Genomic DNA, 23,752 nt, shown 5'->3' with positions numbered 1-23,752 from the left:
GCTCCCTGGCTCAGCGACCGCCGAAAGCACCGGCTCCGATCGCGGCGACGAGCTGCTTCTGCGCGATTGCGACGACGATGACCACCGGAATGATCGTGAGCACGCAGCCCGCCATGAGGAGTTGCCACTGCGTACCGGTCTGACCCGAGAAGCCTGCGAGACCGATCGGGATCGTCCACTTCTCCGAGCTGTTCAGGATGATGAGCGGCCACAGGAAGCTGTTCCAGCTCCCGAGGAAGGAGAAGATCGCCAACACCGAGAGCGCTGGGCGGACCAGAGGCATGATGACACTGACGAGGATCCGCCCGGTCGAGGCTCCGTCGATCTTCGCCGCCTCCTCGAGCTCGGCGGGGATCTGCAGCATGAATTGCCGCAGAAGGAAGGTGCCGTAGGCCCCGAACAGACCCGGAAGGATGAGTGCCGTCCACGTGTCCACGAGCCCGACGGAGTCGAATCCCAGGTAGAGCGGGATCACCGCGATCTCGATGGGCAGTGTCAGCGTGATGATGAACAGGAGGAACAGAGCGTCGCGCCCGGGGAAGCGCAGACGCGAGAAGGCGAAAGCGGTGAGCGTCGCGATGACGACGCTCAGAGCTGTCGAGATCAGCGCGACGGTCAGGCTGTTCAGCAGGAGACGACCGAAGTCGACCTCCACCCACGCGTCGACGAAGTTCGACCAGAGGACCTCCGAGCCGATGAACTCGATCTGTTGCCCGAACACCTCGTTCGCCGGCTTCAGCGCGGTGAAAAAGGTCCAGAGGAGAGGGAAGGAGAAGATCAGCGCTACGGCCCAGGCGAGCGCTGTGTTGGCTGCGAAGGCCCACGGACGCAGCCGCCTCCGGCGGGTCGCCGGAGCCGGAGCCGAAGCCGAAGCCGGAGCCGCGGTCGAGAGGACGGTCCTCACACCGATCGAGGCCGGACTAGTCATAGTGCACCCACTTCTTTTGACCCCAGAGCTGGACGAGTGTGAAGACGGCGATGATGGCGAACAGCACGGTGGCGATCGCCGAGGCGTAGCCGAGCTGGTCGTAGGTGAAGGCCGTCCGGTAGAGGTAGAGCATGATTGTCGTGGTGCTGTTGCCTGGTCCGCCGCCGGTGATCACGTACGACTGAGCGAACGTCTGCCAGGCGCCGATGACCGTCAGCACTGTGGTGAAGAACAGCGCCGGACTGATCAGCGGCAGATTGATCGAGAACAGTCGCCGGATCGGCCCTGCCCCATCAATGCGGGACGCGGCCAGCACGTCCGGGCTCACCGAGTCGAGGCCGGCTCCGATGATGATCATGTTGTAGCCGAACGACTGCCAGAGCGAGACCATGATGACTGTCGCAAGGGCCCAGTTCCCGTCGCTGAGCCACGGGACGGGTCCGATGCCGACAGCGCCGAGCATGCCGTTCACCGCACCGTCCCGCTGCAGGATCAGCCGGAATACCGCGGCGTTCGCGACCATCGGGGACAGCGCCGGGATCAGGAAGACGACCCGGAGCCAGCTGCTCCCCGCCAGCCTCGTCTTGAGCCACAGGGCGATCCCGAGCGAGATCGCGATATTGAGCGGCGTATAGACGACGACGAAGACGGTCGTCACCACGATGCTGGCGATGAACTGCTGGTCATTGACGAGGCGCACGAAGTTCTCGAGGCCCGTCAGGTGCGTTCCGCCGAGCAGCGTGGAATCTGAGAACCCCAGGACCAGCGACGCGATCATCGGGATCACGATGAAGATCAGCAATCCGAGCAGTCCCGGGAGCACGAAGATCCAGCCGACCCACGCGGGTGAGCCGCCGGAGGGGCGTCGCCCCCGTGCGACCGGCACGGGGGCGACCTGACTCGGACTGTTCGAGCCGGAGTCCTGGAGACCTGCGGTGGTCACTGGCTCAGACCCGAGGCGACCTGCTGGAGAACCTCCTGCGCGCTGGCCTTGCCCGAGAAGGCGTCGGACTCGTACTGGGTCATCAGCGTGTTGAGCTGGCTGAGTTTGGCCGGTGTCGGCGTCGCGAAGGAGTTGTCCAGCAGCTGCTTCACGACGGCAGCCGTCTGCTCCGAGCCGATCGCCTCCGCCCAGGCGTCGAGGCTGTCGGGGCGGGCGACCACGGTCGCGCGTGACGTGGCCACGCTCTGCATCGCCTCGGCGCTGGTGATCGCCTTGATCGCCGAGAATGCCGCCGCCTTGTCGCCGCAGGTCTTCGTGATCGCGAATCCGGTGCCACCGACGTAGCCCCTCGAGTTCCCGTCGTCGCTCGGCACTGTGGCGACCCCGACAACGTCTTCGCCGAGGACCTCCTGCTCGTGCGGGAGGTCCCAGAGACCGTTCATGCTCATGGCGGCCTGACCGGTGCTGAAGGCGTCGATGTCCGGGAAGCTGCCGCCGGATGCCTCGAGCGGCTTGGCCACTCCCTGCTCGGCAGCCAGATCGACGTACCACTGGAAGCGCTTCACGAGGTCGGCGTTCTCCAGGTCGGCGACGCTGTCGTCCGAGACGTAGTTCTCTCCATTCGCGGACATCAGGGAGGTCACCGGGGTGATGCCCTGTCCGAGGGCGAAGCCCCAGACACCGTCCTTGGTGGTCGCCTTCGCGGCGGCCAGGAAGTCGTCAGACGTCCAGTCCAGCGCCGGATCCGGGACCCCGGCGGCCGCGAACAGTTCCTTGTTGTAGTAGACGACCTGGGGCGCCGCATCGTAGGGGATCGCATAGACCTCGCCGTCGACACTCAGCTGCTGGATCATGGCCGAGTTGTAGTCGTCGAAGTCCACTCCCGCGGCTTCGGCCAGATCGGCCAGAGGCTCGAGCCCGGCGACGTACGGGTCGACCTGGCCGTTCTGCAGCGTGACGATGCACGGCGCGTCGCGTCCCCGGATCACGGTCGGCAGCTTGGTGTAGAAGTCGCCGATCGGAGGGCCGGAGAACGTGACGGAGACCGACGGGTCCGCCGCCTCGCCGGCGTCGACGTAGGCGGACCACTGGTCTTGGTCGCTCTGCCCGCCGATCCAGGTGCCCATCTTCACCGTCGTGCCGTCCATGCCGGAGACGCCGGATCCGCTGGATCCCGCGGAGCAGCCCGCCAGGAGTGCGGCGGCCGCTCCCGCGGCCACGAGTGCGGCACCGCCGCGTCGGGCAGCGCTCCGCGTCGGGCGGATTGATCTGTGTGACTGCATGTGCTCTCCTTTGAGACGTGTGACCGATCGGACGGGGGATGCCGCGGCGACCCGACTCCCTCTGCTGACCAGAGGAGTCCGACTCAACCCGCGCATCGCAGAACGAAACGTTACGCTTTGGTTGAAGCGATGTTAGGCCGGTCCTGCGGGGTCGTCAAGCGACAGCCGCGGCACAGGACGCGCGGACCCGTGACTGCTCGTGGGATCCTGTTCGAGATCCCGACGTCAGCGACCGCGGGCGCACTGCACAGGATCCGCAACGGATCGGAAGTCTCCGGAGGAGGTGGTTCGCCATGGCGAGCTACAAGGACATCCAACGCGAGACCGGCCTCTCGCTGGCAACGATCTCGAAGTACTTCAATGGCGGGACCCTGCGGGAGGCCAATCGGACGGCGATCCAGGCCTCGGTCGAGGCTCTGGACTTCCGCCCGAACGCGTTCGCCGCGGGCCTGCGCCGTCAGCGGTCCCGTATCGTCGGTGTCCTCCTACCGGCGCTGGACAATGAGTTCCACCTGCACATCATCGCCGGAGTGGAGGAAGCGCTGCGGAGCGAGGGCATGAGCGTGATCGTCGCGTCCAGTCCTCGCGCCGAGGACGATGCGGTGGGGCTGTTGCTCAGTCGAATGGTCGACGGAATCATCGCCGTCCCGTCCGCACACGACGTGGAGCCTCTCGAGGAGGCCACCAGGAGGATCCCGGTCGTCATGATCGACTGGGAGGCGCGGCTCGACGCCGACGGCGTGTTCCTGGACAACCATCGCGCCGGCGCGATCGCTGCCCGCCACCTCCTCGATCACGGCCATCGACGCCTCGGGCTCATCGGCGGCGACCGCTCCGTCTCGACGATGCGTCTGCGCGCCGACGGCTTCATCGCCGAGACCGAGACCGTGGGAGCGGCCGGCGACGCCGTCTCAGTGGCCGTCACCGAGGGTCCTCTCTCGGTGGAGACGGGTCACTCGTCCGCGGTGCGGCTTCTGACGGCCCGCCCGCGTCCGACGGCCCTGTTCTGCTCGAACTCCGAGCTGACGCTCGGCGCTCTGATTGCGATCAACGAGTCGGGGCTGCGGCTCGGCGACGACATCTCCGTCATCGGGTTCGACCTGGTCGACGTCGCTCAGACGACGATCCCCCGGCTGACGATCATCGAGCAGCCCACGCGGGCGATCGCCGCGCACGCCGCGCAGCTCCTCGGGCGCCGGCTGAGCCAGGACCGGGTGCAGGACGAGAACCGGGTCGTCGAGCTGCTGCCGCCGCGCCTGCTGCCAGGAGGATCGGTCTCACGACTGCACTTCCGGCCGCACGCGGGCGCCTGACGACCGCCGTGCGGGCCGACCGTTGATCCGTGGATGACCGGCGATCCCGGTCTCGACGACGAGTCCGGCATCCGGTGAGCGCGCCGGATCGGCGCACGAGCGCTTCCTCATGCCCCCGACCGGGGCATCCGCCGTCGCGGACCCCCGAGGGAGCCGCCAGGGTCCGCGACCGCGCCTCGGCGGTCTGCGAAACGTTTCGCAAACACCGAGGAAAGGCTCAGACCGAGGAAAGGCTCAGACCGAGGAAAGGCTCAGACCGCGTCGCTCGCGAAGAGCACGTCGTCGGAGGCGACCAGGTCCTCGAGCGTCAGCAGGCGGTCGAGGTCGTGGCCCGCGGCCAGGGCGTTCGAGCGCTCGGCCGCGGTCTGCGGGGCGAGGCGCCCCTCCATTACGCCGCCGAGGGCGCGGACGGCGCACGCGGCGACCACTCCCTCCGGAGTACCGCCGATGCCGAGGACGAGGTCGACGCGTCCTGCGGGATCCGCCGCCTCGATCGCGACCGACACGTCACCCTCGCCGCGCAGCTCGAGCGCGACTCCGGCTCCGCGCAGCGCAGCGATCAGCCCGGCGTGCCGCGGCTTGTCGAGCACGACGACGACCAGCTCGGTCACCCGCTTCCCGAGTGCCGCTGCCAGGCGTGCGCAGTTCTCGGCCGGTGCGAGGTCGAGCGAAACAGCGCCCCGCCCAGCGTGCGAGCAGACCAGCTTGTCCATGTAGAACACGTCGCGCGGGTTGAACATCGTGCCGCGCGGGGCGAGCGCGATCACGCTCACGGAGCCGGGCAGTCCCTCCGCCGTGAGCCGGGTGCCGTCGAGCGGATCCACGGCCACGTCACAGGAGGGAGCGGCGGCGCGGCCGAGGCGCTCGCCGTTCGCCAGCATCGGCGCCTCGTCCTTCTCGCCCTCGCCGATCACCACGACCCCGTCGAACGGCGTCTCGGCCAGTACTGCGCGCATCGCCGCCACCGAGGCCGCGTCCGCCGCCAGCTTGTCGCCGCGGCCGAACCAGCCGCGCGCCGCCTCCGCCGCCGCGCGCACACTGGCCGCCACCGCCACCTGCAGCTCGTCCGAGTAGGCCGGGGACGCGATCAGTCGCACCTCGCTCATGCGCGGGCGGGCTGCGCCGTTGCGGTGCGGACCAGCCGCTCCAGGGTGCGCAGGCCGTCAGAGGAGAGCACCGACTCCAGGTGCCCCTGCACCGAGGCGACGTGCTCGCCGCGCAGAGCGTTCACGACGCCCGTCTCGGGATCGACCGAGACCTCGAGCCCCAACCGGGGCGTGCGCGCGACGCCGGGGGCGATGGAGGAGAAGGTGTTGTAGTAGCCGATCGCCGCGTCCTCGCCGAACACGTCCACCGCCAGCCGCACGCCCTGCCGGGGCGCGGGCAGCGGCTCGACCGGGAGCCCGGCCAGGAGCGACAGCATCTGGTGGCTGAGGCAGACGGCGAGCATCGGCCGCTTCGCGTCGAGGCGCGCGGTCATCAACTCGCGCAGGTGCGCGATCCGCGGTTCGGAGTCGTCACGCGGATCGCCGGGGCCGGGGCCGAAGACGACGAGGTCGTCGCTCAGCACGTCGGTGACCTCCGACCAGCGCTCGACTCGGGCCTCCATCCCGAGGTGGCGCAGCTGGTGGGCGAGCATCGTCGTGAACTGGTCCTCGTTGTCGACGATCAGCGCGGTGTGCCCGGTGAGACCGGCGATGTGCTCGGGCGCCTGCGGCCGCAGCCAGAACGAGGCGAGCCGCTCGTTGCGCGCCTCGAGCGCCTCCTGCACGCCCGGCTGCGCGTTCAGGTCGATCGCCGGCGGCACGTCGCGGTGCGGCAGCAGGCCCAGGGCGGACAGCACGCCGGACGCCTTCGCGCGCGTCTCGGAGACCTCGCCCTCGGGAGTGGAGTGGCGCACCAGGGTGGCACCGGCGGGCACGGTGAGGCGGCCGTCGGGGCGGAGATAGGCGGTGCGGATCAGGATGGGCGCATCGACCGTGTAGCCGTGCTCCTCCGGTTCGAAGAGGGCGAGCACGCCCGAGTAGTAGCCGCGCGGCTCCTTCTCGTACTCGGCAATCACGGCGCAGGCGTTCTCCATCGGCGAGCCGGTGACGGTGGGCGCGAACATCGTCAACCGCAGCACCTCCCGCACGTCGAGACCGGTCCGACCCTCGAGCAGGTATTCGGTGTGGCTGAGCCGCGACATCTGCTTGAGGAACGGGCCGAGGATGCGGCCGCCCTCCGGGCAGACCGCGCTCATCATCTTCATCTCCTCGTCCACCACCATGAAGAGCTCCTCGCTCTCCTTCACATCGGCGAGGAACGCGAGCACCTCCTCCCCGGTGGGCCCTGCGGCGGGGTGGCGGAAGGTGCCGCTGATCGGGTTCATCATGGCGACGCCGTCCCGCACCGAGACATGGCGCTCGGGCGTTGCACCCACGGCGGTGACCGTCTGCGCGCCGTCGACACCGGGAGTGTGGATCGCGAAGGTCCAGTACGCGCCCGACTCGTCGGTGAGCAGGCGGCGGAACCACGCCAGCACGGCCTCGATCGGGGGAGCGTCGGTCTGTGCGACGAAGGCGCGGCTGATCACGAAGTTGGCACCCTCGCCACGTCCGATCTCGTGCTCGATCACCCGCCGGACGATGTCGGCGTACTCGTCGTCCGGTACGTCGAAGCCCCGCTCCTGCACCGGAATCTCCCGCTCGGGCAGCAGGCGCAACACGTCCGCGAGCGGCACGCTCTCGCGCTCGCGCACCACGAGGTTGCGCAGCGGTGCTCCGTCGTCCTTCGCCGCGAAGCCGCGCTCGCGTACCTGCCGATACGGCACCAGGGTCAGCACGTCGTCGCCGTCGAGCGGGATGTCGGCCAGGCCCTCGACGTCGAGCACATCACCGGTGAATACGTCGACGGCGTCGCGGCCCTGGCGGAGGACGACCGCGAACGGCAGGGAGCCGTCGGAGGCGAGGATGCGGGAGAGGAGCGAGGTCATCGTGGTCCTTGAATCGGGTCGTGCCCCACCCGGGCCCTGACAAGCAGAACGACCGCCCGGAGGAGGCGGTCGCGTGCGAGGGGGTCTGCGCGTCGGTCCGCCTAGAAGGCGGGCCACCTGGGGCTTCGGATCGACGTGTGCACGCAGGGAGTCTAGGGGACGGCCGGGCGGCGGCCAAGCGGTGTCAGGCGGCCGGCCGCTCGGTCGTCTCGCCCCGCAGGGTCCGGAGCAGGAGGGTCGCGCCGGCCGTCGCGGCAGGAGTGGCGATGACCGCGCCTCCGGGGATGAGGAAAGCCAGGTACACGGCGATGCCAAATCCCAGCGCGACGGCACGGTGCTCGCGGAGGAGGCGCCGACGCTCTGCGAGGGAGAGGCCCCGGGCGTCGCCCGCGAACCCGGTGAGCTCGAGCGCGAGCGCCCGCCCGCCGACCAGGGCGCCGGCGACCAGGCCGACGATTGAGCCCACGACCGGCACCAGGCCGAGCAGCACCAGCACCACGCCGATCCCGAGCGAAGTGGCCACCAGCACGGCGGAGTCGCGCAGCGCGCGGCCGATCCCCTGCCAGAAGCCGCTCTCGTGCTCGTCGGGTACCCCGCCGAGGTCGTCCTCGACCCGACGCCAGATCCGCTCGTAGAAGGGGTCACCGACCAGCAGAGTCACCGCAGCGAACAGGACCACCCCGAGGGCGATGACCGCGCCCACCACCGCGATCGAGAGCAGCAGGCGGACGGTGGACGCCGTCGCCTCCTCCCAGCCGTCGGCGAACGGGGTGAGCGCGATCACCGTGTCCTGCACCCGTGTGAGCACCAGCAGCAGCACGCCGACGAAGAGCAGCCCGACGATCAGCGGCGGAATCGCGCCGAGGAGCATCGCCCGCGGTGAGCGGACCCAGGTGCGGAATCCGCGCAGGAAGAGGCGGGCACCGAGGCCGAGATCGCGGAGGACGCTCATCCCCCGATCCTCGCAGGTCGGCTCGAATCGGCCCGAACCCCCGGACCCGCTCCACCGCTCGGACCCGCTTGACCGCTCAGGTCCGCTCGCGGGGAGGCCGACGAGCGAGGCCACGTCACGGCCGCTTGGGCGATGCGCAGGGTGATTCCTCGGTTCCTGTTCAGAACGAAGGAAGGATTTCGTCGAGGGTGCCCGGGTCGGCGAGAACCGGGCGGTGCGAGCGGATTCTTCCTGCGTTGGAAACGGATCAGACGGTCGAGCCGCCGCTGTCGTGCTCGAGGTCCTCGTCGAGGTAGGCGATCAGCGCGCCGCGGATGCCGAGGGTGGCGATGATGAAGGTCAGCCCGCCCAGGAGTACGGCGAGCCGGGTGTCGATCCGCTCGACGGTCTCGATCGGGTCGGTGATCAGCTCGCCGAACACCGGGACGGGCGCTGCGGCGGTGATAACGGTGAGCAGCGAGAAGAAAAGAGGAAGCGGATCGGGAGTCCGAGCAGGTTCCCCCGCTTCAGCGCGCCGTAGCGAGCGGGCGCACGGCGTGGTCGCCGCGGGCGCGACGACCGCGATCGCGACCTGGGTGATCGGGCACCGCTGAGGCCCCGACGACGGTTCGCGCCGAAATCCGAGAGGCACCATTTTGGTGTGGGATCCTGTCATCGCTCCTCCACAGCGTGCGCTGGACCGTCTCCTGTCCACACCCCGGGCGTGATCGGGGGTTGGCGGGACCTCGATGTCGGTACCGCCTGGTGGGCTGGTCTCCTCGACCAAGGGGTGCGGAACGTGGAGGAACGGATGGACGGCAGGAACGACCAGGGGTGCCCGCGCTGGTGCGCGGGCGAGCACGACGAGATGGTCGCGGTGGGGGAGCGGCTGCACCGCTCGGTGGCGCGCTCGCTCCCCGTGGTGCTCTGGGCGGGCGGAGGTGGGGCCGCGGCCGGGACGGTGCACCTGTCGCTGTGCCGCCCCGGGGCGTCCGGCGAGGACCGGCTCCGCCTCGAGGCCGACGGAATCGGCGAGGTCGACCTCGACCTCAGCGCGGGGGCGAGACTGGCCGGCGCGGTGCTGCGGCTACTCGAGGCTCTGTGAGGAGCGCGGCGGGTCGGGTGGCAGGAGATCCATCAGGTCGACCTCCAGTGCCTCGCAGAGGGCGAGCAGCGTGTGCAGTGTCGGATTCGCGGGTGACCCCGGCTTCGACTCGCCCTTCTCGAACTTTTGGTAGGTGTAGCCCGCGAGCCCCGCCGCGTGGGCGATCTTCTCCTGGCTGGCACCCTTGGCGATGCGGGCCCGGTGCATGTTGGTGCCGAGCTCGCGGGCGTACGTCGCCCAGTCGCGCTCTGGTGTGGGTGTCGACATGTCCGCCAGCTTCGAAGAAGTTCGGCCATCGGTCAGCCATACTCGGGTGGGAAATTGGCGGTGGCCATACTCGAATGCCTCTCGGGGCCGTCTCAGGGTGGTCTCAGGGCGGCCCCAGGGCCGTCTCCGGGGCCGCGGGGGGCACCGCGACGGCAGCGCCTAGTATGGCCGGGTGCCAGTGAACCCCGAACTCGTTGGGCGCGTCTTCGCGCCCACGGAGCCCTATCAGGTGGGGCGGGAGAAGGTGCGGGAGTTCGCCCGCGCCGTCTCCGCGACCTCCCGCCTGCACCACGACGTCGAGGCCGCCCGCGCCGCCGGGCACCCCGACCTCGTCGCTCCGCCCACCTTCGCCGTCGTCGTGCAGGAGTACACGCTCGCCCAGCTGCTCGCCGAGCCCGACGGCGGGATCGACTTCCGCCGCGTGGTCCACGGCGATCAGCGATTCACCCTCTCCCGGCCCGTTGTCGCGGGCGATGAGCTGACGGCGACCCTCTCGGTCGCGAGCATCAAGACGCTCGGAGCGCACTCGATGGTGACCACCGAATCGCGGATGGTCGACGCGGGCGGCGAGCACGTCGTCACCGCGATCTCCACCCTCGTGGTCAGGGGTGACGAATGAGCACAGCGCTCCCCACCCTCGACGGAGTGAGCGTCGGCGAGATCGTCGCCGAGGGCCGCTTCCCGATCGACCGCGGCACGCTGGTGCGTTACGCCGGCGCCTCGGGTGACTTCAACCCCATCCACTACCGCGACGACGTCGCCGCCGAGGTGGGCCTGCCGGGCGTCCTCGCGCACGGCATGCTCACGATGGGGACAGCGGTGCAGGTCGTCGTCGACTGGGTCGGCGACCCCGGACGTGTTCTCGACTATCAGGTGCGCTTCACCCGCCCCGTCGTGGTCGATCCCCGAGAGGGCGTCGCGATCGACGTCGTCGCCAAGGTCGGCGTCCTGAACGCCGAGGAGGGCTGGGCCCGCGTCGACCTCACCGTCTCGGTCGAGGGCCAGTCCGTCCTCGGCAAGGCCCAGGCGCGGGTCCGACTCGCGTGAGCTCCGCGCCGCACCTCTCCGCCCTCACCACCCTCCGCGTCGGCGGCCCCGCCGGACGCCTGGTCGAGCCGACCACCGAGCACGAGCTGATCGACACTCTCGTGGCCCTGTGGTCCGGCGACGAGCCGTGGCTGCTGCTGGGCGGCGGCTCCAACCTCCTCGTCGGCGACGACGGAGTCGAGGGTACGGTCGTGCGCGTGCGCACCAGCGGGATCGAGCGGCTCCCCTCGGAGGAGCCGGGGCGCGTGCTCCTGCGGGTGCAGGCGGGCGAGTCATGGGACGGTCTCGTCGCGACGACCGTCGAGCGCGGTTGGGCGGGCATGGAGGCTCTCAGCGGCATCCCCGGCACGGTCGGAGCGTCGCCGGTGCAGAACATCGGCGCGTACGGCCAGGAACTCTCCGACACCCTGGTCGCCGTGGACTTCCTCGACGAGGGCGCCCGCGAGCCGGTGCGCCTGACGGCGGAGGAGCTGCAGTTCGCCTACCGCACCTCGGCGATCAAGCAGGGCCGTCGAGGCGCGGTGCTGGCGGTCGAGTTCGCGCTCCAGGAGGTCGGCGCCGCCGGCGACGGTACCCCGGTCGCGTACGGGCAGCTGGCGTCGGCGCTCGGAGTCCCGCTCGGTGCGCGGGTGCCGCTCGCGCGCGTCCGCGAGACGGTTCTCGCGTTGCGGGCGGGCAAGGGCATGGTGCTCGATCCTGACGATCCGGACACCACGAGTGCCGGCTCCTTCTTCACCAACCCCCTCGTGACGAGTGCGTTCGCGGACGGCCTACCGCTCACGGCGCCACGCTGGCCGGTCGAGCCGACGGCGCAAGCCCCCGTCATCACCCCGCTCGCGGCGGTCGAGGCGGGAGCGCCCGTCGGCCTCCCCGTGCCTCCCCGTGCCGACGGCCTCGTCAAGCTCAGCGCCGCGTGGCTGATCGAGCACGCCGGCGTCTCCCGCGGGTTCGCCCTGCCCGGCTCGCGCGCCGCCGTGTCGAGCAAGCACACACTTGCGCTGACTAATCGGGGCGGAGCGACAGCCGAGCAGATCGCGGAGCTCGCCCGCTATGTGCAGGGCCGGGTCCTCGCCGAGTTCGGCGTGCTGCTGCACCCCGAGCCCGTGGTCGTGGGCACCTCCGTCTGAGCCGTGCGGCGTCCCGCGGCCTCAGCTGTCGCGGCGGATCCAGCGGAAGCCGAAGCGGCAGGCGATCAGTCCGACCACGAGCCAGATCCCGAGCACCAGGGCGACGCCCCCGAGATCCCAGGAACCGTTCACCTCCGCCTCCTCGAATCCGCTCGGCAGGAACACGGCACGCATGCCCTGAGCGATCCACTTCAGCGGGAAGACGCTCGCGGTGTTCTGCAGCCAGTCGGGCAACGTCGTGAACGACAGGTACGACCCCGAGATGAACTGCAGCACGAGCAGCGGCGGCACGATCACGGCCGTCGCGCTCTTGCCGGAGCGCGGCAGGGCCGAAACGGCGATGCCCAGGATCGCGGACGTTGCGACTCCGGCCAGATAGACCCAGGCGAAGGTTGCCCAGCGTCCACCATCAGTGGGCAGCTCGACCGAGAAGACGGTCGCAGCGACGACGAGGAGCAGCACCGTCTGCGCGAGGCTCGTGACGAGGACCTGGCCGAACTTGCCGAGGAAGTAGCTGAACACCGGCAGAGGTGCTCCGGCGAGGCGCTTGAGGGTGCCGTCGCTGCGCTCCACCGCGATGTCGACTCCGAGGTTCTGCACTCCCGAGAGCAGGATCCCGGCAGCCGCGAGTCCCGGCACGTAGTACTCGGCCATCGGGATGCCTGGATCCTGCGGATTCGCCTGCATCACCGCGTTGTCGCCGAATGCCACCGAGAAGATCGTCAGGAGCAGCACGGGGAAGAGGAAGGTGAAGAAGACCTGGTCCGGGGCGCGGAAGTAGGAGCGGACCTCGTAGCGGGCTCGCGCGAGTCCGAGGCGGATCGTGCGCCCAGGTCCGGTCGGGAGCGTGCGGGGGCGGGTGGCGACGGCGCTCACGCGGGCTCTCCGATCAGGTCGACCGCGTCACGGTCTTCGCGGATGAGGTCGAGGTAGATGTCCTCCAGGCTGGGGCGGAGGACCTCGAGGGCCGCCGGCTCCCCGATCCGCGTGTGCAGCTCGGCAACTGTTCGTGCCGGCTCCGTTGTGCGCACACGCTGGAGCACCCCGTTCTCCTGCCACTGCACGATCGGGATGCGCGCCTCGTCCCCTCCGATCGCGCTCATCGGCCCAAGAGCCAGCAGGCGCCCGCCGGAGATCACGGCGGCACGATCGCCCAGGCGGGCCGCCTCGTCGAGGTAGTGCGTGGTCAGCAGGATCGTTGTGCCCTCGCTCTTGAGCAGGGCGATGAGGTCCCAGAAGGAGTGGCGTGCCTCGGGGTCGAAGCCGGTGGTCGGCTCGTCCAGGAACACCAGTTCGGGGCGGCCGATGATGCCGAGGGCGACGTCCACGCGACGGCGCTGACCCCCCGAGAGGCGTCCGATGCGCGAGCGCGCCTTCGCCGTCAGCCCGACCGCCTCGATGGTCGCGTCGACATCGCGCGGCCGCGGGTAGAGGCTCGCGAAGTGGGCGATCTGCTCGCGAACCGTCGCGTTGCCCGACTCGCCGCTGGACTGGAGGACGATGCCCAGCCGCGCCTTCCACGCGAGATCGCCGTGGTGCGGATCGACGCCGAGTACCGAGACCTCGCCGCCCGAGCGGTCGCGATAGCCCTCGAGGATCTCGATCGTCGTCGACTTGCCGGCGCCGTTCGGGCCGAGCAGAGCGAAGGTCTCGCCGCGGTGGATGTCGAAAGAGACTCCCGCGACCGCTGGGGCGCCGCCGTAGTCCTTCCGCAGATCGCGGACTCGGACGTCGTGGTCTTCGCTCATCTCCACAGCGTGCCCTGTCGCACCCCTCCGGCGACAGTGATCCCCGATTTCCGCCCCCTTCTTGCCCTCCCCGCCCCGAGATGCCACGCCCCCGTCACCTGTCAGAGGAGCCTTCGGCCGACCGCGGCCGATCGACGACGCGGGAGGAGATCGGCTAATCGGTACGAAACAGCTTCTGCAGCCTGTGCACGCCCTCGAGGAGCGCGTCGTCGCCGAGGGCGTAGGACAGGCGGAGGTAGCCGCTCGGTCCGAAGGCTTCGCCGGGGACGGTGGCGACCTCGGCCTGCTCGAGGATGAGGTCGGCGAGCTCAAGGGAGGTCGTGGGCGTGGTGCCGTTCCAGGTGCGGTTCAGCAGTCCGTTCACGTCGGGGTAGACATAGAACGCGCCGCCGGGGGTGGGGCAGTCGATGCCGTCGATGGCGTTCAGTTCGGCGACGATGGTGCGTCGGCGGCGGTCGAAGGCGAGGCGCATCTCCTCGGCCGGCTCCTGTGGCCCGGTGAGGGCGGCGATGGCCGCGCGCTGGGAGATGTTCGAGACGTTGCTCGAGAGGTGCGATTGCAGGTTCGCGGCGCCCTTGATCGCGTCGGCCGGGCCGACCATCCATCCGACGCGCCAGCCCGTCATCGCGTAGGTCTTCGCGACTCCGTTGACCAGGATCGTGCGGTCGCGCAGAGCCGGCACCGCCTCGACGATCGAGGTCGCGCGCTCGAGTGGGCTCGCGTCGTCCTGGTCGCCGGTCGCGTAGACGAGGTTCTGGTAGATCTCGTCGGCGATGATCCAGAGGCCGTGCGCCTCGGCCCATTCGCCGATCTCCCGGGTCTGCTCGGCCGAAGAGACGGCTCCGGTCGGGTTGGCGGGGGACACGAACAGGAGGACCTTCGTGCGCTCGGTGCGCGCGGCCTCCAGCTGCTCGACCGTCACGAGGTAGCCCTGGTCGGCGCCCGCGAACACGTCCACCTGCACGCCGCCGGCGAGCTTGATCGCCTCGGGGTAGGTGGTCCAGTAGGGGGCGGGCACCAGGACCTCGTCGCCGTCGTCAAGGAGGGTCTGAAACGCCTGATAGACGGCCTGCTTGCCGCCATTGGTGACCACCACCTGCGACGGGTCGACGGCCCATCCGGAGTCGCGCGCCGTCTTCTCAGCGATGGCTTCGCGGAGGTCCGGGAGCCCCGCGGCGGGCGTGTAGCGATAGTTCCGCGGGTCGAGCACGGCGGCCGAGGCGGCCTCGACGATGTGCTCGGGAGTGAGGAAGTCGGGCTCGCCTGCGGCGTAGGACACGACCGGGCGGCCCTGGGCCTGGAGGGCCTTCGCTTTAGCGTCGACCTTCAGGGTGGCGGACTCGGCGATGGCGGAGATGCGGGTGGAAATGCGCGTGGTGGAGGACACGACGGCCAGCGTATCCTGCGCGCGCACGAGCCCTAGAGGCGCCCCGCGGCTCGGCTGGACACGCCTTGCGGGTCCACGTACACTCATCCGAGGTAGTCGATCTCTGCCTCCATCCGCAGCGCCCTCGAGGGTCGCGGCGGGTCGGGCGGCGGGTCGGTCTCCTCCTCGGATGCTCGCAACGGCATCCATAGGGCGGTGGCTCAATTGGTAGAGCAGCGGTCTCCAAAACCGCAGGTTGCAGGTTCGAGCCCTGTCCGCCCTGCACATCGATGCCCGTCGCACGCGGTCCCCGCGACGTTGCGGTCATCGGTCCAGGGCCGCTCATGACGGGCGGCCGGCCACACCGGAGGTTCCGGTGCGGGAAAGGTGCGTGCAGGTGGCCGGGAAAGCAGTCGACGAGCCGAGCGAGGACGTCGTCGCGATCGCGAATCAGCAGCGAGCAGCGCGGCGCAATCCGTTCGCGCGCATCGCCCTCTTCATTCGGCAGGTCATCGCCGAGCTGAAGAAGGTCGTGACGCCCACCCGCAAGGAGCTGGGCAACTACGTCGTGGTCGTGCTGATTTTCGTGGTCATCATGATGGCGCTGGTGTCCTTCCTCGACTGGGTGTTCGCCCTGGCCGTGACTTACGTGTTCGGCACACCCGCCGCCTGACCCGAGAGCATCCGGGCCGCGCGAGCGGAGGGTGCCGGCGACAGCGGGACGCGCCCGAGAGGTGCGACCGATCGATCGAGAGAGAGTTGTGACGAGTGTCTGACAGAAACCGCGACGACGTCGACTGGGCGACGGCTGCCGAGCAGTCGTCCGAGGTCGAGGAGGAGCAGGAGGGCGACACGCAGTCGCAGGCCGAGGACGCCGTCGAGCCCGCCGAGCAGGGTGCGCTGAGCATCGTCGACGAGAACGAGTCCGAGGCCGACCTCGCCTCCGATCTTGAGGCAGCGCTGGATGCGATCGGCTCGGTTGAGGACCCCGAGGCGGACTCCGCCGTCGACGAGGCCTCGCACATCGATACCGTCGAGGAGGCCGAAGCGGCCCTCGAGGCGGTCGAGGACGAGGCCGAGGTTGCCGCCGAAGACGCCGAGTCCGCAGGTGAAGACCTGGCGGACATCGACCCGTACGAGGCCTTCCGCACCGAACTGCGCGGCAAGCCGGGCAAGTGGTACGTCATCCACTCCTATGCGGGCTTCGAGAAGCGCGTGAAGTCCAACATCGAGAACCGGAAGGTCTCGCTCGAGGCTGAGGATTACATCTTCGAGGTCCAGGTCCCGATGGAGGACGTGGTCGAGATCAAGAACGGCCAGCGGAAGATGGTCACCCGCGTGCGCATCCCCGGCTATGTGCTGGTGCGTATGGACCTCAACGAGGACTCGTGGTCGGTCGTTCGCCACACTCCCGGCGTGACCGGCTTCGTGGGCAATGCCCACAATCCGACCCCGCTGCGCTTCGAGGAGGCGTTCACGATGCTGAAGAGCCTCGTGGAGATCAAGGATGTCGCCCCCTCGAAGAGCACCGGCGCCAAGGGCCAGAAGCAGGCGCAGCGCGTGCTTCCGGCCGAGGTCGATTTCGAGATCGGCGAGACCATCACCATCAAGGAGGGCTCGTTCGCGGGTCTTCCCGGATCGATCAGCGAGATCAAGCCCGAGAGCGGCAAGCTCACCGTGCTCGTCTCGCTGTTCGAGCGCGAGACCCCGGTCGAGCTGTCGTTCGACCAGGTCACCAAGCTCTGACGCTCTGCCCGCACGCCGGGTGAACGCCCCCTCCGCAGTGACGGAGGGGGCTTTCACCGTTCCGCGCGCGGTCGCCGTGGGTCGATGCGGTAGCCGTGGGTCTCCGTGGTAACCCTTGTTCGATGTGCCGGGGATTCTCGCGGGGGAGCGCTCTCCTCCACTGAGCCATCCGCCGATGGTCGAGATCTCCTGCAGATCGCACACCTCCCTGCACATCGGACGGGTCCCTGCGGAGGGGACGCTCGGCGACGGACGGGCTGGTGTAAGCTCGGACGGGTTTTCGTGTCGGCGCCCCATCAGTGCGTGCGCCGGACGACCCTCCTCCACCGCGATCCGGCACCGTCGGATGCGCGGGAGAGCGGTCGGGAGCCCCCGACTGCTCGAACCCTGAGAAAAGGAATCAGAATGGCCCCCAAGAAGAAGGTCACCGGCCTGATCAAGCTCCAGATCAAGGCCGGCGCGGCGAACCCCGCGCCCCCGATCGGTCCGGCGCTCGGTCAGCACGGCGTCAACATCATGGAGTTCTGCAAGGCGTACAACGCGCAGACCGAGTCGCAGCGCGGCAACGTCATCCCCGTGGAGATCACCGTCTACGAGGACCGCTCGTTCACCTTCGTGCTGAAGACCCCGCCCGCGGCGGAGCTCATCAAGAAGGCAGCCGGCGTCGCCAAGGGTTCCTCGACCCCGCACACCGTGAAGGTCGCGAAGCTCACCCAGGCCCAGGTCCGCGAGATCGCCGAGGCGAAGCAGGTCGACCTGAACGCCAACGACATCGAGGCAGCGGCCAAGATCATCGCCGGCACCGCCCGCTCGATGGGCATCACGGTCGAGTAGCGCACCGCGCTACTCCACGGCGGCAGCCGCGCGCTTATAAGCGCGCCTCCGCAGCGGCAGACCGTGAGTCGTGACGGCGACCCCTCGATGGGATCGCAGCACACCACCAGAACTCCATCACCCCCGTGGGAGAGCCCGCCAGGCTCTAGAACCACATTCTCGTTTCAAGGAGAAACAACATGGCACAGAAGTCGAAGGCCTACCGGGCCGCCGCGGCCAAGCTCGAAGAGGGCAAGTTCTACAGCCCCGACGAAGCTGTCGCGCTCGCCCGCGAGACCGGTTCCGCCAAGTTCAACAGCACCGTCGAGGTCGCCCTCAAGCTCGGTGTCGACCCGCGCAAGGCCGACCAGATGGTCCGCGGCACGGTCATCCTGCCGCACGGCACGGGCAAGACCGCCCGCGTCATCGTGTTCGCGACCGGCCCGGCCGCCGAGGCCGCGCTGGCCGCCGGTGCCGACGAGGTCGGTGGCGCCGAGCTCATCGAGAAGGTCGCGGGCGGATACACCTCCTTCGACTCCGCCGTCTCAACCCCGGAGCTCATGGGCCAGGTCGGTCGTCTCGGAAAGGTGCTCGGCCCCCGCGGCCTCATGCCCAACCCCAAGACCGGCACCGTGACCCCGGACGTGGCCCGGGCCGTAACCGAGATCAAGGGCGGAAAGATCGAGTTCCGCGTCGACAAGCACGCTAACGTGCACCTCGTCGTGGGCAAGGCCGCGTTCACTGAGGAGCAGCTCCAGGAGAACTTCACGACGGCTCTCGACGAGATCCTTCGCCTGAAGCCGTCCTCCTCGAAGGGCCGCTACATCCAGAAGGCCGCCGTCTCGACGACCTTCGGCCCCGGCATCCCGCTGGACGTCAACGTCCTGGCCTGAGCCGAGCGCACGCGCTCACGTGAGGAGGGGGTCCGCTTCGGCGGGCCCCCTCCTTCGTCGTCCCGGCATACTGGACCCGTGATCCGCCGCTCCGCTCCGCCACGCCACCCGTGACCGTCCGCCGGGCTTCTCCCGCCGACGCCGCCGCCCTAGCCGAGCTGGCCGCGGCGACGTTCCCGCTGGCCTGCCCGCCCCACACCACCGAGGAGGCGAAGGCCGAGTTCGTGCGCACGGTCCTCTCGGTCGAGCGCTTCCGCGACCACCTCGCGGACCCGCTCCGCTCACTTCTTGTCGACGACGAGTCCGGCGCGCTGACCGGTTACGCGATGCTGGTGCGCGGGGAGCCCACCGACGCCGACGTCGTCGCGGCGATCCGGCTGCGTCCCACCGTCGAGCTCAGCAAGTTCTATCTCCTCCCCGGCAGGCACGGCTCCGGAGCGGCGGCCGCCCTGATGGCCGCGAGCCTCGAGGAGGCGCAGGCGCACGGGGCCGCGGGCGTGTGGCTCGGCGTCAACGAGGAGAACGCCCGCGCCCAGCGCTTCTACGCGAAGCACGGCTTCGATGTCGTCGGCCGCAAGCGCTTCCTCGTCGGCGACCGCCTCGAGGACGACGACGTCCTCGAGCGCCCCCTCCCCACTCCGCGAGATGCCGCTGAGGGACGCGGCACGCCGGGCGGGGCGTACCGAAGTGGCATCTCGCGGCGGGGAGGACGGGCGGTCAGCACTCGGAGACGGTGAGGACGATCTTGCCGCGGGTGTGCCCTGTCTCGAGTTGCTCGTGCGCCTCGCAGGCGCGGGCGAGCGGGAAGACGCGGTCGATGAAGACCCGCACGTCCCCCGACTCCAGCAGCCGGGACACCACGCCGAGGGTCGCTCCATCGGGCGCGACGCGGTAGGTGGAGGCGCGCACTCCCGCCTCCGCTGATTCCTCGAAGAACCCGGGCCAGCTTCCGGTCGGCGCGTTCACGATCAGGCCCCCGGGCCGCAGGACCGTCAGCGAACGAGAGCCGGTGTCGTCGTGCACATTGCCGACGAGGTCGATCACCACGTCGACTCCGGACAGCAGTTCGTCGAAGCGCTCGGTCGTATGGTCGATCACCTGCGCGGCGCCGAGTTCGCTCAGCCAGTGCACGTTGCGAGTGGATCCCGTCGCGATCACTGAGGCGCCGAAGTACGCGGCGAACTGCACGGCGAAGTGGCCGACACCGCCGGAGCCGGCGTGGATCAGGATCCGCTGACCCTCGTGCGCCTTCGCGAGCTCGACCACCATCCCCCACGCGGTGAGGGCGGCGAGCGGGACACCGGCCGCCTCGACGTGCGAGAGCGTGGACGGCTTCCGCGCGAGCGAGACGCTGGGCACGCTGACGTACTCGGCGTAGGAGCCGGAGTAACGGGGCACCATCACGAAGCCGTACACCTCGTCGCCCGGCCGCAGCGGATGCGCCGGGTAGGGGCTCGCGACGACGACGCCGGAGAAGTCGTGCCCGAGCACGGCCGGATAGGAGGCGATCTGAGCGGCGACCCCCTGCCCGGCCCGTGTCTTCGCGTCGAGAGGATTCACGCCGGCAGCGACCACCTTCACGAGGAACTCCGCGTTGATGGCGGAGGGGGTCGACACGGTCGCGAGGTGCAGAGCGGACGCGTCGCCCGGCGCGTCGATCACCGCTGCCGTCATCGAGTCGGGGAGGACCTCCTCCTCCGGGATCTCGCCGATCGCAAGACCGTGTCCGAGCGCGCTGGTGTGCATCGTCGCCTTCCGTGTCACTGAGGCGTACGGGTGGAGCAGGGCCGAGGACGGCGCCCCCGATTCCCCGCATCCGACGCCGTGACCAGTCAACCGAGGCAATGAGTCGGTGCTGTTACGGGGGTGTCACCCTCGGGAGAAGATTGCCGCGCGGGGACGCGGCGCCCGATCTGGCACGATGAGGGAATGCGACGCCGACGTTCCCTCCTCCTCGGCGGCGCGCTCCTGGTTCTGGCGGGACTCGCGGTCCTCCTGGCGGCACGGATCAGCATCGGCACCAGCCGCTGGGTCTACGTCAGCGAGATGGGCGCACCGGATCTGCCGACGGCCGGAGCCTTCGAGGCCGCCCTGCTGCTCGTCGCGGCGGGCGGCGCGCTGATCGGTGCGGGAGCGTGGCCGGTGCGCGCACGGCTGCTGCCCGCCCTCCGCCCGGCCGGTGCGATCCTCCTGGCCGCTGCCTGCTTCGCGCTCGCCTCGCAGGTGACCTGCACGGCCGGCTGCCCGCTCCCGGTCGGCCCCGCGTTCCGCTGGCAGGATCTGGTCCACACTTCTGCGGCGGTGCTCGGCTTCGCGGCGGCGTGCGCGGCGATGCTCCAGCTGGCGACGGTGCGGGGGCGCCCGGTGCTCGCGCGGCTCTCGCTCGCGGCCGGGATCTCAGTGGCGGTCGTCGCCGGGACGGGCGGGATTCTGTCGCTGCTGCGTGTCTGGCTGCGGCTGGGTGGGACGCTCGAGTTCGTGGCGACGGCGATCGCGGTGCTGTGGCTCGCGTCCGTCGGCCTGGTGCTCGCTCTCGAGGACGTCAGCGTCGAGCGAGCCAGTCGCGCACGTGCCCGCGGATCCGGTCCTGCTGGGCTGCGAGGCCCGCATCGCGCGACGGCACCCGCTCGCAGTTCGCGTCCGGAAGAGCTCTAGCCCATGCCTGCGCGACCTCGACCGGATGGACGGGGTCGCGGTCGGCCGCAATGACCAGGGTGCGCGCAATCACCTCGCCCAGCTCCGCGGAGTCTCGGTAGGCGGCGTTCCGCGGGATCTCGGCGAGGCGGACCGCGCGCTCCGCGGCCTGCGGCGAGCGGAACTGCTGCGTCAGCGCCTCCGCGGACGCGGGGGACACCGCGGCGGCACGCGCGAACAGGCCCGATGCGCGGAACATCCGCTCGCCGCGCTTCGCGCCGTGGTCGTGCAGCAGTTGCGCGATGACGGGGAACACCGTGAGGTTCTCGGGCAGCGGCTCGGACGTGAACGCGGGGCGCACGAAGACGGCGCGGTCGATCGGCAGCACCCGGCGCACGGCCAGGCGCAGGGCGATCGCGGCGCCCATCGAGATGCCGAGCACTGTGAGCGGCTTGTGCGCGGCTCCGGCCCGCACGACCTCCTCGGTCACCTCGTCGGCCAGCGTCTCGAGGGCGAAGTCGCCGGCCGCGCCGAGGAGGTCGGACGCGCCGTGGGCGCGGATGTCCGGCGCGATGACCTCGCTCCCGGCGGGTAGGGCCGAGCGCAGCAGCCCCAGCGGCTGAGAGCGGTCGCCGCCCAGGCCGTGCAGGAGGAGGACCGTCACCGCGCGCGCGTCCGCTCGTGCAGCTCGGCCATCAGCATCCCGGCCAGGCGCACCAGCATGTGGATCTCGTCCTCGTCGCGGTCGACCCAGCGGGCGTTCGGCTCGCCCTCGATCGGCACGAAGTCGCGGTGCTGCTCCCAGACGACGAGTGTGCGCTCGGCCCCGAGCACGTACTGCTGCCAGAACACCTGCCGCAGGTAGTGGCGCGGAATGCTGCGCCACGGCTTCGTCGTGGTCTTGATCTCGCAGAGTTCCAGCCGGCCGTCGTCGCGCAGGCCGATGCCGTCGGGGGTCGCGAGGTGGCGTCGCTCCTGGCTGGCGTGGAAGAGGGTGCTGCTCGGTTCGATCGCGTGCTCGCTGCGCACCCAGGCCGCGATCTCGGGTTCGCGGGCGCGGCCGTGCTCGGTGAAGGCGTTGCCGCCGAATCCGGTGCCGTAGAGCTTGTCGAGCGCGGCCTTGCCGATGGCGGCGGGGGAGGAGAGGCGGGCGACGTCGGTGGCGGTGATGCCGCGCGAGCGGGCGCGGAGCCAGGCGATGCGGTCCGAGGAGTCGGCGACGACCCTCCGGAGATGCGGGGGCTCGGCGTCCGTGAAAACGGGCTGCGTCTCCCAGGGGAAGGAGAGCTGCAGGTCGGGCACCGATTCATTGTCTGCTCCCTGCGGCGCCCGGTCGAATCGGCACGCCGACCGGGGGACCTCTCGTGCGGATCGATCAGCGCGCAGCGACGGGTCAGGCGGCGAGGAAGGCGTCGACGTGCGTGGGGGAGAGCAGGTGGCGCCGCACCATCAGGGCGGCGCCGCGCACGCCTCCGCCCTGGGCCGCGGCCTGCACGATGTCGAGCGAGCGGGTCGCCAGCGGCAGGGAGCGGCGGTAGACCACCTCGCGCACGCCGGCGAGGACCTCGTGACTGGCCTGGGCGATGCTGCCGCCGACGACGATGACGGAGGGATTGAGCAGGTTCACGCAGGTGGCGAGTACTTCGCCGATGTCGCGACCGGCCGCGCGGGTGAGCTCGACGGTGGTCGGGTCCCCGTCGGTCAGCAGGGTGACGACGTCGGAGGTGCTGGCGGCGTCGATCCCGGCGTCGGCGAGTCGCCGGGCGATCGCCGAGCCACTCGCGATCGCCTCCAGGTCGGCTTCGCCGCGGTCGCCGGGGACCTGCACGTGCCCGAGGTCGCCCGCGGCCCCGAGGGCTCCGCGTTGCAGAGCGCCGCCGCTCACGATCCCTGCGCCGATGCCGGTGGACACCTTCACGTAGAGGAGATCGTCGACATCGGCGTAGTGGTCCGCGTGCTCGCCGAGGGCCAGCAGGTTCACATCGTTGTCAACCAGGACGGGTACCGGCAGACGGCGTGCGACGAACTCGGGGATGTCGAAGCGGTCCCAGCCGGGCATGATCGGCGGCTTTACGGGGCGTCCGGTAGCGTGCTCGACCGGGCCCGGGACGCCGACGCCGACTCCGGCGAGCGGGCCGGCCTCGGCGGTGTGCTCGGGCAGGGCGGCGGCGACGTCGAGGGCATGGCCGAGGACAGCGAGGGGTCCGTCGGCGATCGCGATGATCTCGCGGCGGCGGGCGAGGACCGTGCCGTCGAGGTCGGTGAGGGCGATGACGGCGTGGGCGGCGCCGAGGTCGATCGCGAGGAGACTGCGCGCCCGGGCGTCGAAGGCGACGCGGGCCGCGGGGCGGCCTCCGGAGGATGGGGCGTCGTCCTGCCGGGCGATGAGGCCGGAGGCGGTCAGCACGTCGAGCTGGGCCGAGACGGCCGCGCGGGGCAGGCCTGTCTCGGCGACGACGTCGGCCCGTGTCCGGGGCGCCCGGTCGGCCAGCAGGAGCAGCAGCTCACCGACCGCGCTGACGGTGGTGCGGCGGCGCGGGGACATGGCCAGAGTTAACCACAGCGCCCCTCCTTCTGTGCGGTGGAGGCGCGACTTGGCGGTCCTTACGGCCGAGTTTTGCTTGTCCATGAGCA

General features: G+C 70.3%; 26 protein-coding genes and 1 tRNA gene. 12 read left to right on the top strand and 15 right to left on the bottom strand.

The genetic code is table 11. From position 1 onward, the window contains the following. Nucleotides 1-10 precede the first annotated feature (10 nt). The 3 genes from C5D07_RS00305 to C5D07_RS00295 are packed head-to-tail and all read right to left on the bottom strand — an operon-like array spanning nt 11 to nt 3,154. A complete protein-coding gene (locus tag C5D07_RS00305) occupies nt 11-928 on the bottom strand; it encodes a carbohydrate ABC transporter permease (protein WP_084416027.1) in 918 nt (305 codons plus the stop codon). Next, nucleotides 921-1,871: a carbohydrate ABC transporter permease gene (locus tag C5D07_RS00300; RefSeq protein WP_084416026.1), complete on the bottom strand. Its 951-nt coding sequence runs from the start codon at nt 1,869-1,871 to the stop codon at nt 921-923. The genes C5D07_RS00305 and C5D07_RS00300 overlap by 8 nt, the downstream gene beginning before the upstream one ends. Next, the gene (locus tag C5D07_RS00295; RefSeq protein ID WP_068255289.1) at nt 1,868-3,154 is read right to left on the bottom strand and encodes an ABC transporter substrate-binding protein; all 1,287 of its coding nucleotides are present in this window, start codon (nt 3,152-3,154) and stop codon (nt 1,868-1,870) included. Before C5D07_RS00295 ends, C5D07_RS00300 begins: the two co-directional genes overlap by 4 nt. A 293-nt stretch (nt 3,155-3,447) precedes the next feature. Between C5D07_RS00295 and C5D07_RS00290 the strand changes: the two genes are divergently transcribed. Continuing rightward, on the top strand, nt 3,448-4,467 hold the full coding sequence (locus C5D07_RS00290; protein WP_068255287.1) for a LacI family DNA-binding transcriptional regulator: 1,020 nt from the start codon (nt 3,448-3,450) through the stop codon (nt 4,465-4,467). 251 nt (nt 4,468-4,718) lie between these two features. Here the strand turns inward: C5D07_RS00290 and C5D07_RS00285 are convergent, their stop codons facing one another. The 4 genes from C5D07_RS00285 to C5D07_RS15990 all read right to left on the bottom strand — a co-directional run bounded on the left by C5D07_RS00285 (nt 4,719) and on the right by C5D07_RS15990 (nt 9,048). After that, nucleotides 4,719-5,573: a class II fructose-bisphosphatase family protein gene (locus tag C5D07_RS00285; protein WP_104258344.1), complete on the bottom strand. Its 855-nt coding sequence runs from the start codon at nt 5,571-5,573 to the stop codon at nt 4,719-4,721. Then, nucleotides 5,570-7,441, bottom strand: coding sequence for an anthranilate synthase family protein (locus C5D07_RS00280; RefSeq protein WP_068255282.1), 1,872 nt, complete (start codon nt 7,439-7,441; stop codon nt 5,570-5,572). The genes C5D07_RS00285 and C5D07_RS00280 overlap by 4 nt, the downstream gene beginning before the upstream one ends. A 184-nt stretch (nt 7,442-7,625) precedes the next feature. Next, a complete protein-coding gene (locus C5D07_RS00275; protein ID WP_068255279.1) occupies nt 7,626-8,393 on the bottom strand; it encodes an EI24 domain-containing protein in 768 nt (255 codons plus the stop codon). A 247-nt stretch (nt 8,394-8,640) separates the two neighbouring features. Continuing rightward, entirely contained in the window at nt 8,641-9,048 is a 408-nt protein-coding gene (locus C5D07_RS15990; protein WP_237358184.1) for a hypothetical protein, read from the bottom strand. 135 nt (nt 9,049-9,183) lie between these two features. Between C5D07_RS15990 and C5D07_RS00265 the strand changes: the two genes are divergently transcribed. Further along, nucleotides 9,184-9,477 carry a DUF6907 domain-containing protein gene (locus C5D07_RS00265; RefSeq protein ID WP_146076684.1) on the top strand — a complete coding sequence of 98 codons (294 nt, stop codon included), beginning with the start codon at nt 9,184-9,186 and terminating at the stop codon, nt 9,475-9,477. Here the strand turns inward: C5D07_RS00265 and C5D07_RS00260 are convergent. Then, a complete protein-coding gene (locus C5D07_RS00260; RefSeq protein ID WP_068255270.1) occupies nt 9,460-9,744 on the bottom strand; it encodes a helix-turn-helix domain-containing protein in 285 nt (94 codons plus the stop codon). The genes C5D07_RS00265 and C5D07_RS00260 overlap by 18 nt on opposite strands. A 172-nt stretch (nt 9,745-9,916) precedes the next feature. Between C5D07_RS00260 and C5D07_RS00255 the strand changes: the two genes are divergently transcribed. Genes C5D07_RS00255 through C5D07_RS00245 form a run of 3 tightly spaced genes read left to right on the top strand, consistent with a single transcriptional unit; the run spans nt 9,917 to nt 11,918 of the window. Continuing rightward, entirely contained in the window at nt 9,917-10,363 is a 447-nt protein-coding gene (locus tag C5D07_RS00255) for an FAS1-like dehydratase domain-containing protein (protein WP_084416024.1), read from the top strand. After that, entirely contained in the window at nt 10,360-10,791 is a 432-nt protein-coding gene (locus C5D07_RS00250) for a MaoC/PaaZ C-terminal domain-containing protein (protein WP_068255269.1), read from the top strand. The genes C5D07_RS00255 and C5D07_RS00250 overlap by 4 nt, the downstream gene beginning before the upstream one ends. Then, a complete protein-coding gene (locus C5D07_RS00245; RefSeq protein ID WP_104258343.1) occupies nt 10,788-11,918 on the top strand; it encodes a UDP-N-acetylmuramate dehydrogenase in 1,131 nt (376 codons plus the stop codon). Before C5D07_RS00250 ends, C5D07_RS00245 begins: the two co-directional genes overlap by 4 nt. A gap of 21 nt (nt 11,919-11,939) precedes the next feature. On the opposite strand, the gene C5D07_RS00240 is transcribed toward C5D07_RS00245, so the two are convergent. The 3 genes from C5D07_RS00240 to C5D07_RS00230 all read right to left on the bottom strand — a co-directional run bounded on the left by C5D07_RS00240 (nt 11,940) and on the right by C5D07_RS00230 (nt 15,053). After that, nucleotides 11,940-12,794, bottom strand: a complete 855-nt coding sequence (locus C5D07_RS00240; protein WP_249028134.1) for an ABC transporter permease — start codon at nt 12,792-12,794, stop codon at nt 11,940-11,942. Continuing rightward, a complete protein-coding gene (locus C5D07_RS00235) occupies nt 12,791-13,666 on the bottom strand; it encodes an ABC transporter ATP-binding protein (RefSeq protein WP_104258374.1) in 876 nt (291 codons plus the stop codon). The genes C5D07_RS00240 and C5D07_RS00235 overlap by 4 nt, the downstream gene beginning before the upstream one ends. 154 nt (nt 13,667-13,820) lie before the next feature. Continuing rightward, nucleotides 13,821-15,053, bottom strand: a complete 1,233-nt coding sequence (locus tag C5D07_RS00230; RefSeq protein WP_167542385.1) for a pyridoxal phosphate-dependent aminotransferase — start codon at nt 15,051-15,053, stop codon at nt 13,821-13,823. A gap of 189 nt (nt 15,054-15,242) precedes the next feature. On the opposite strand from C5D07_RS00230, the gene C5D07_RS00225 reads away from it, so the two are divergent. The 6 genes from C5D07_RS00225 to C5D07_RS00200 all read left to right on the top strand — a co-directional run bounded on the left by C5D07_RS00225 (nt 15,243) and on the right by C5D07_RS00200 (nt 19,221). After that, nucleotides 15,243-15,315 (top strand) — tRNA-Trp (locus C5D07_RS00225). Nucleotides 15,316-15,429: 114 nt separating this feature from the next. After that, a complete protein-coding gene (gene secE, locus C5D07_RS00220; protein WP_068208793.1) occupies nt 15,430-15,705 on the top strand; it encodes a preprotein translocase subunit SecE in 276 nt (91 codons plus the stop codon). A gap of 95 nt (nt 15,706-15,800) precedes the next feature. Beyond that, entirely contained in the window at nt 15,801-16,778 is a 978-nt protein-coding gene (nusG, locus tag C5D07_RS00215; RefSeq protein WP_104258342.1) for a transcription termination/antitermination protein NusG, read from the top strand. A gap of 405 nt (nt 16,779-17,183) precedes the next feature. Beyond that, nucleotides 17,184-17,612, top strand: coding sequence for a 50S ribosomal protein L11 (gene rplK / locus C5D07_RS00210; RefSeq protein ID WP_068255254.1), 429 nt, complete (start codon nt 17,184-17,186; stop codon nt 17,610-17,612). Between the two features lie 179 nt (nt 17,613-17,791). Continuing rightward, entirely contained in the window at nt 17,792-18,484 is a 693-nt protein-coding gene (rplA, locus tag C5D07_RS00205; RefSeq protein ID WP_068255251.1) for a 50S ribosomal protein L1, read from the top strand. A 110-nt stretch (nt 18,485-18,594) separates the two neighbouring features. Then, nucleotides 18,595-19,221 carry a GNAT family N-acetyltransferase gene (locus tag C5D07_RS00200; RefSeq protein ID WP_068255248.1) on the top strand — a complete coding sequence of 209 codons (627 nt, stop codon included), beginning with the start codon at nt 18,595-18,597 and terminating at the stop codon, nt 19,219-19,221. Here the strand turns inward: C5D07_RS00200 and C5D07_RS00195 are convergent. After that, nucleotides 19,202-20,158, bottom strand: a complete 957-nt coding sequence (locus tag C5D07_RS00195; RefSeq protein ID WP_068257599.1) for an NADP-dependent oxidoreductase — start codon at nt 20,156-20,158, stop codon at nt 19,202-19,204. The genes C5D07_RS00200 and C5D07_RS00195 overlap by 20 nt on opposite strands. 255 nt (nt 20,159-20,413) lie before the next feature. On the opposite strand from C5D07_RS00195, the gene C5D07_RS00190 reads away from it, so the two are divergent. Beyond that, complete coding sequence (locus C5D07_RS00190) at nt 20,414-21,139, top strand: DUF998 domain-containing protein (protein ID WP_104258341.1); 726 nt, start codon at nt 20,414-20,416, stop codon at nt 21,137-21,139. On the opposite strand, the gene C5D07_RS15555 is transcribed toward C5D07_RS00190, so the two are convergent. The 3 genes from C5D07_RS15555 to C5D07_RS00180 all read right to left on the bottom strand — a co-directional run bounded on the left by C5D07_RS15555 (nt 21,027) and on the right by C5D07_RS00180 (nt 23,663). After that, on the bottom strand, nt 21,027-21,782 hold the full coding sequence (locus C5D07_RS15555; RefSeq protein ID WP_170063466.1) for an alpha/beta fold hydrolase: 756 nt from the start codon (nt 21,780-21,782) through the stop codon (nt 21,027-21,029). The two genes, C5D07_RS00190 and C5D07_RS15555, sit on opposite strands and share 113 nt — an antisense overlap. Beyond that, on the bottom strand, nt 21,779-22,411 hold the full coding sequence (locus C5D07_RS15550; protein ID WP_068257596.1) for a YqaJ viral recombinase family protein: 633 nt from the start codon (nt 22,409-22,411) through the stop codon (nt 21,779-21,781). The genes C5D07_RS15555 and C5D07_RS15550 overlap by 4 nt, the downstream gene beginning before the upstream one ends. A 100-nt stretch (nt 22,412-22,511) precedes the next feature. Beyond that, complete coding sequence (locus C5D07_RS00180) at nt 22,512-23,663, bottom strand: ROK family protein (protein ID WP_104258339.1); 1,152 nt, start codon at nt 23,661-23,663, stop codon at nt 22,512-22,514. Nucleotides 23,664-23,752: the final 89 nt, after the last annotated feature.

The sequence above is a fragment of the Rathayibacter tritici genome (assembly GCF_002932875.1).
Taxonomy (GTDB): domain Bacteria; phylum Actinomycetota; class Actinomycetes; order Actinomycetales; family Microbacteriaceae; genus Rathayibacter; species Rathayibacter tritici.
This window is presented reverse-complemented; position numbering and strand designations above follow the sequence as displayed.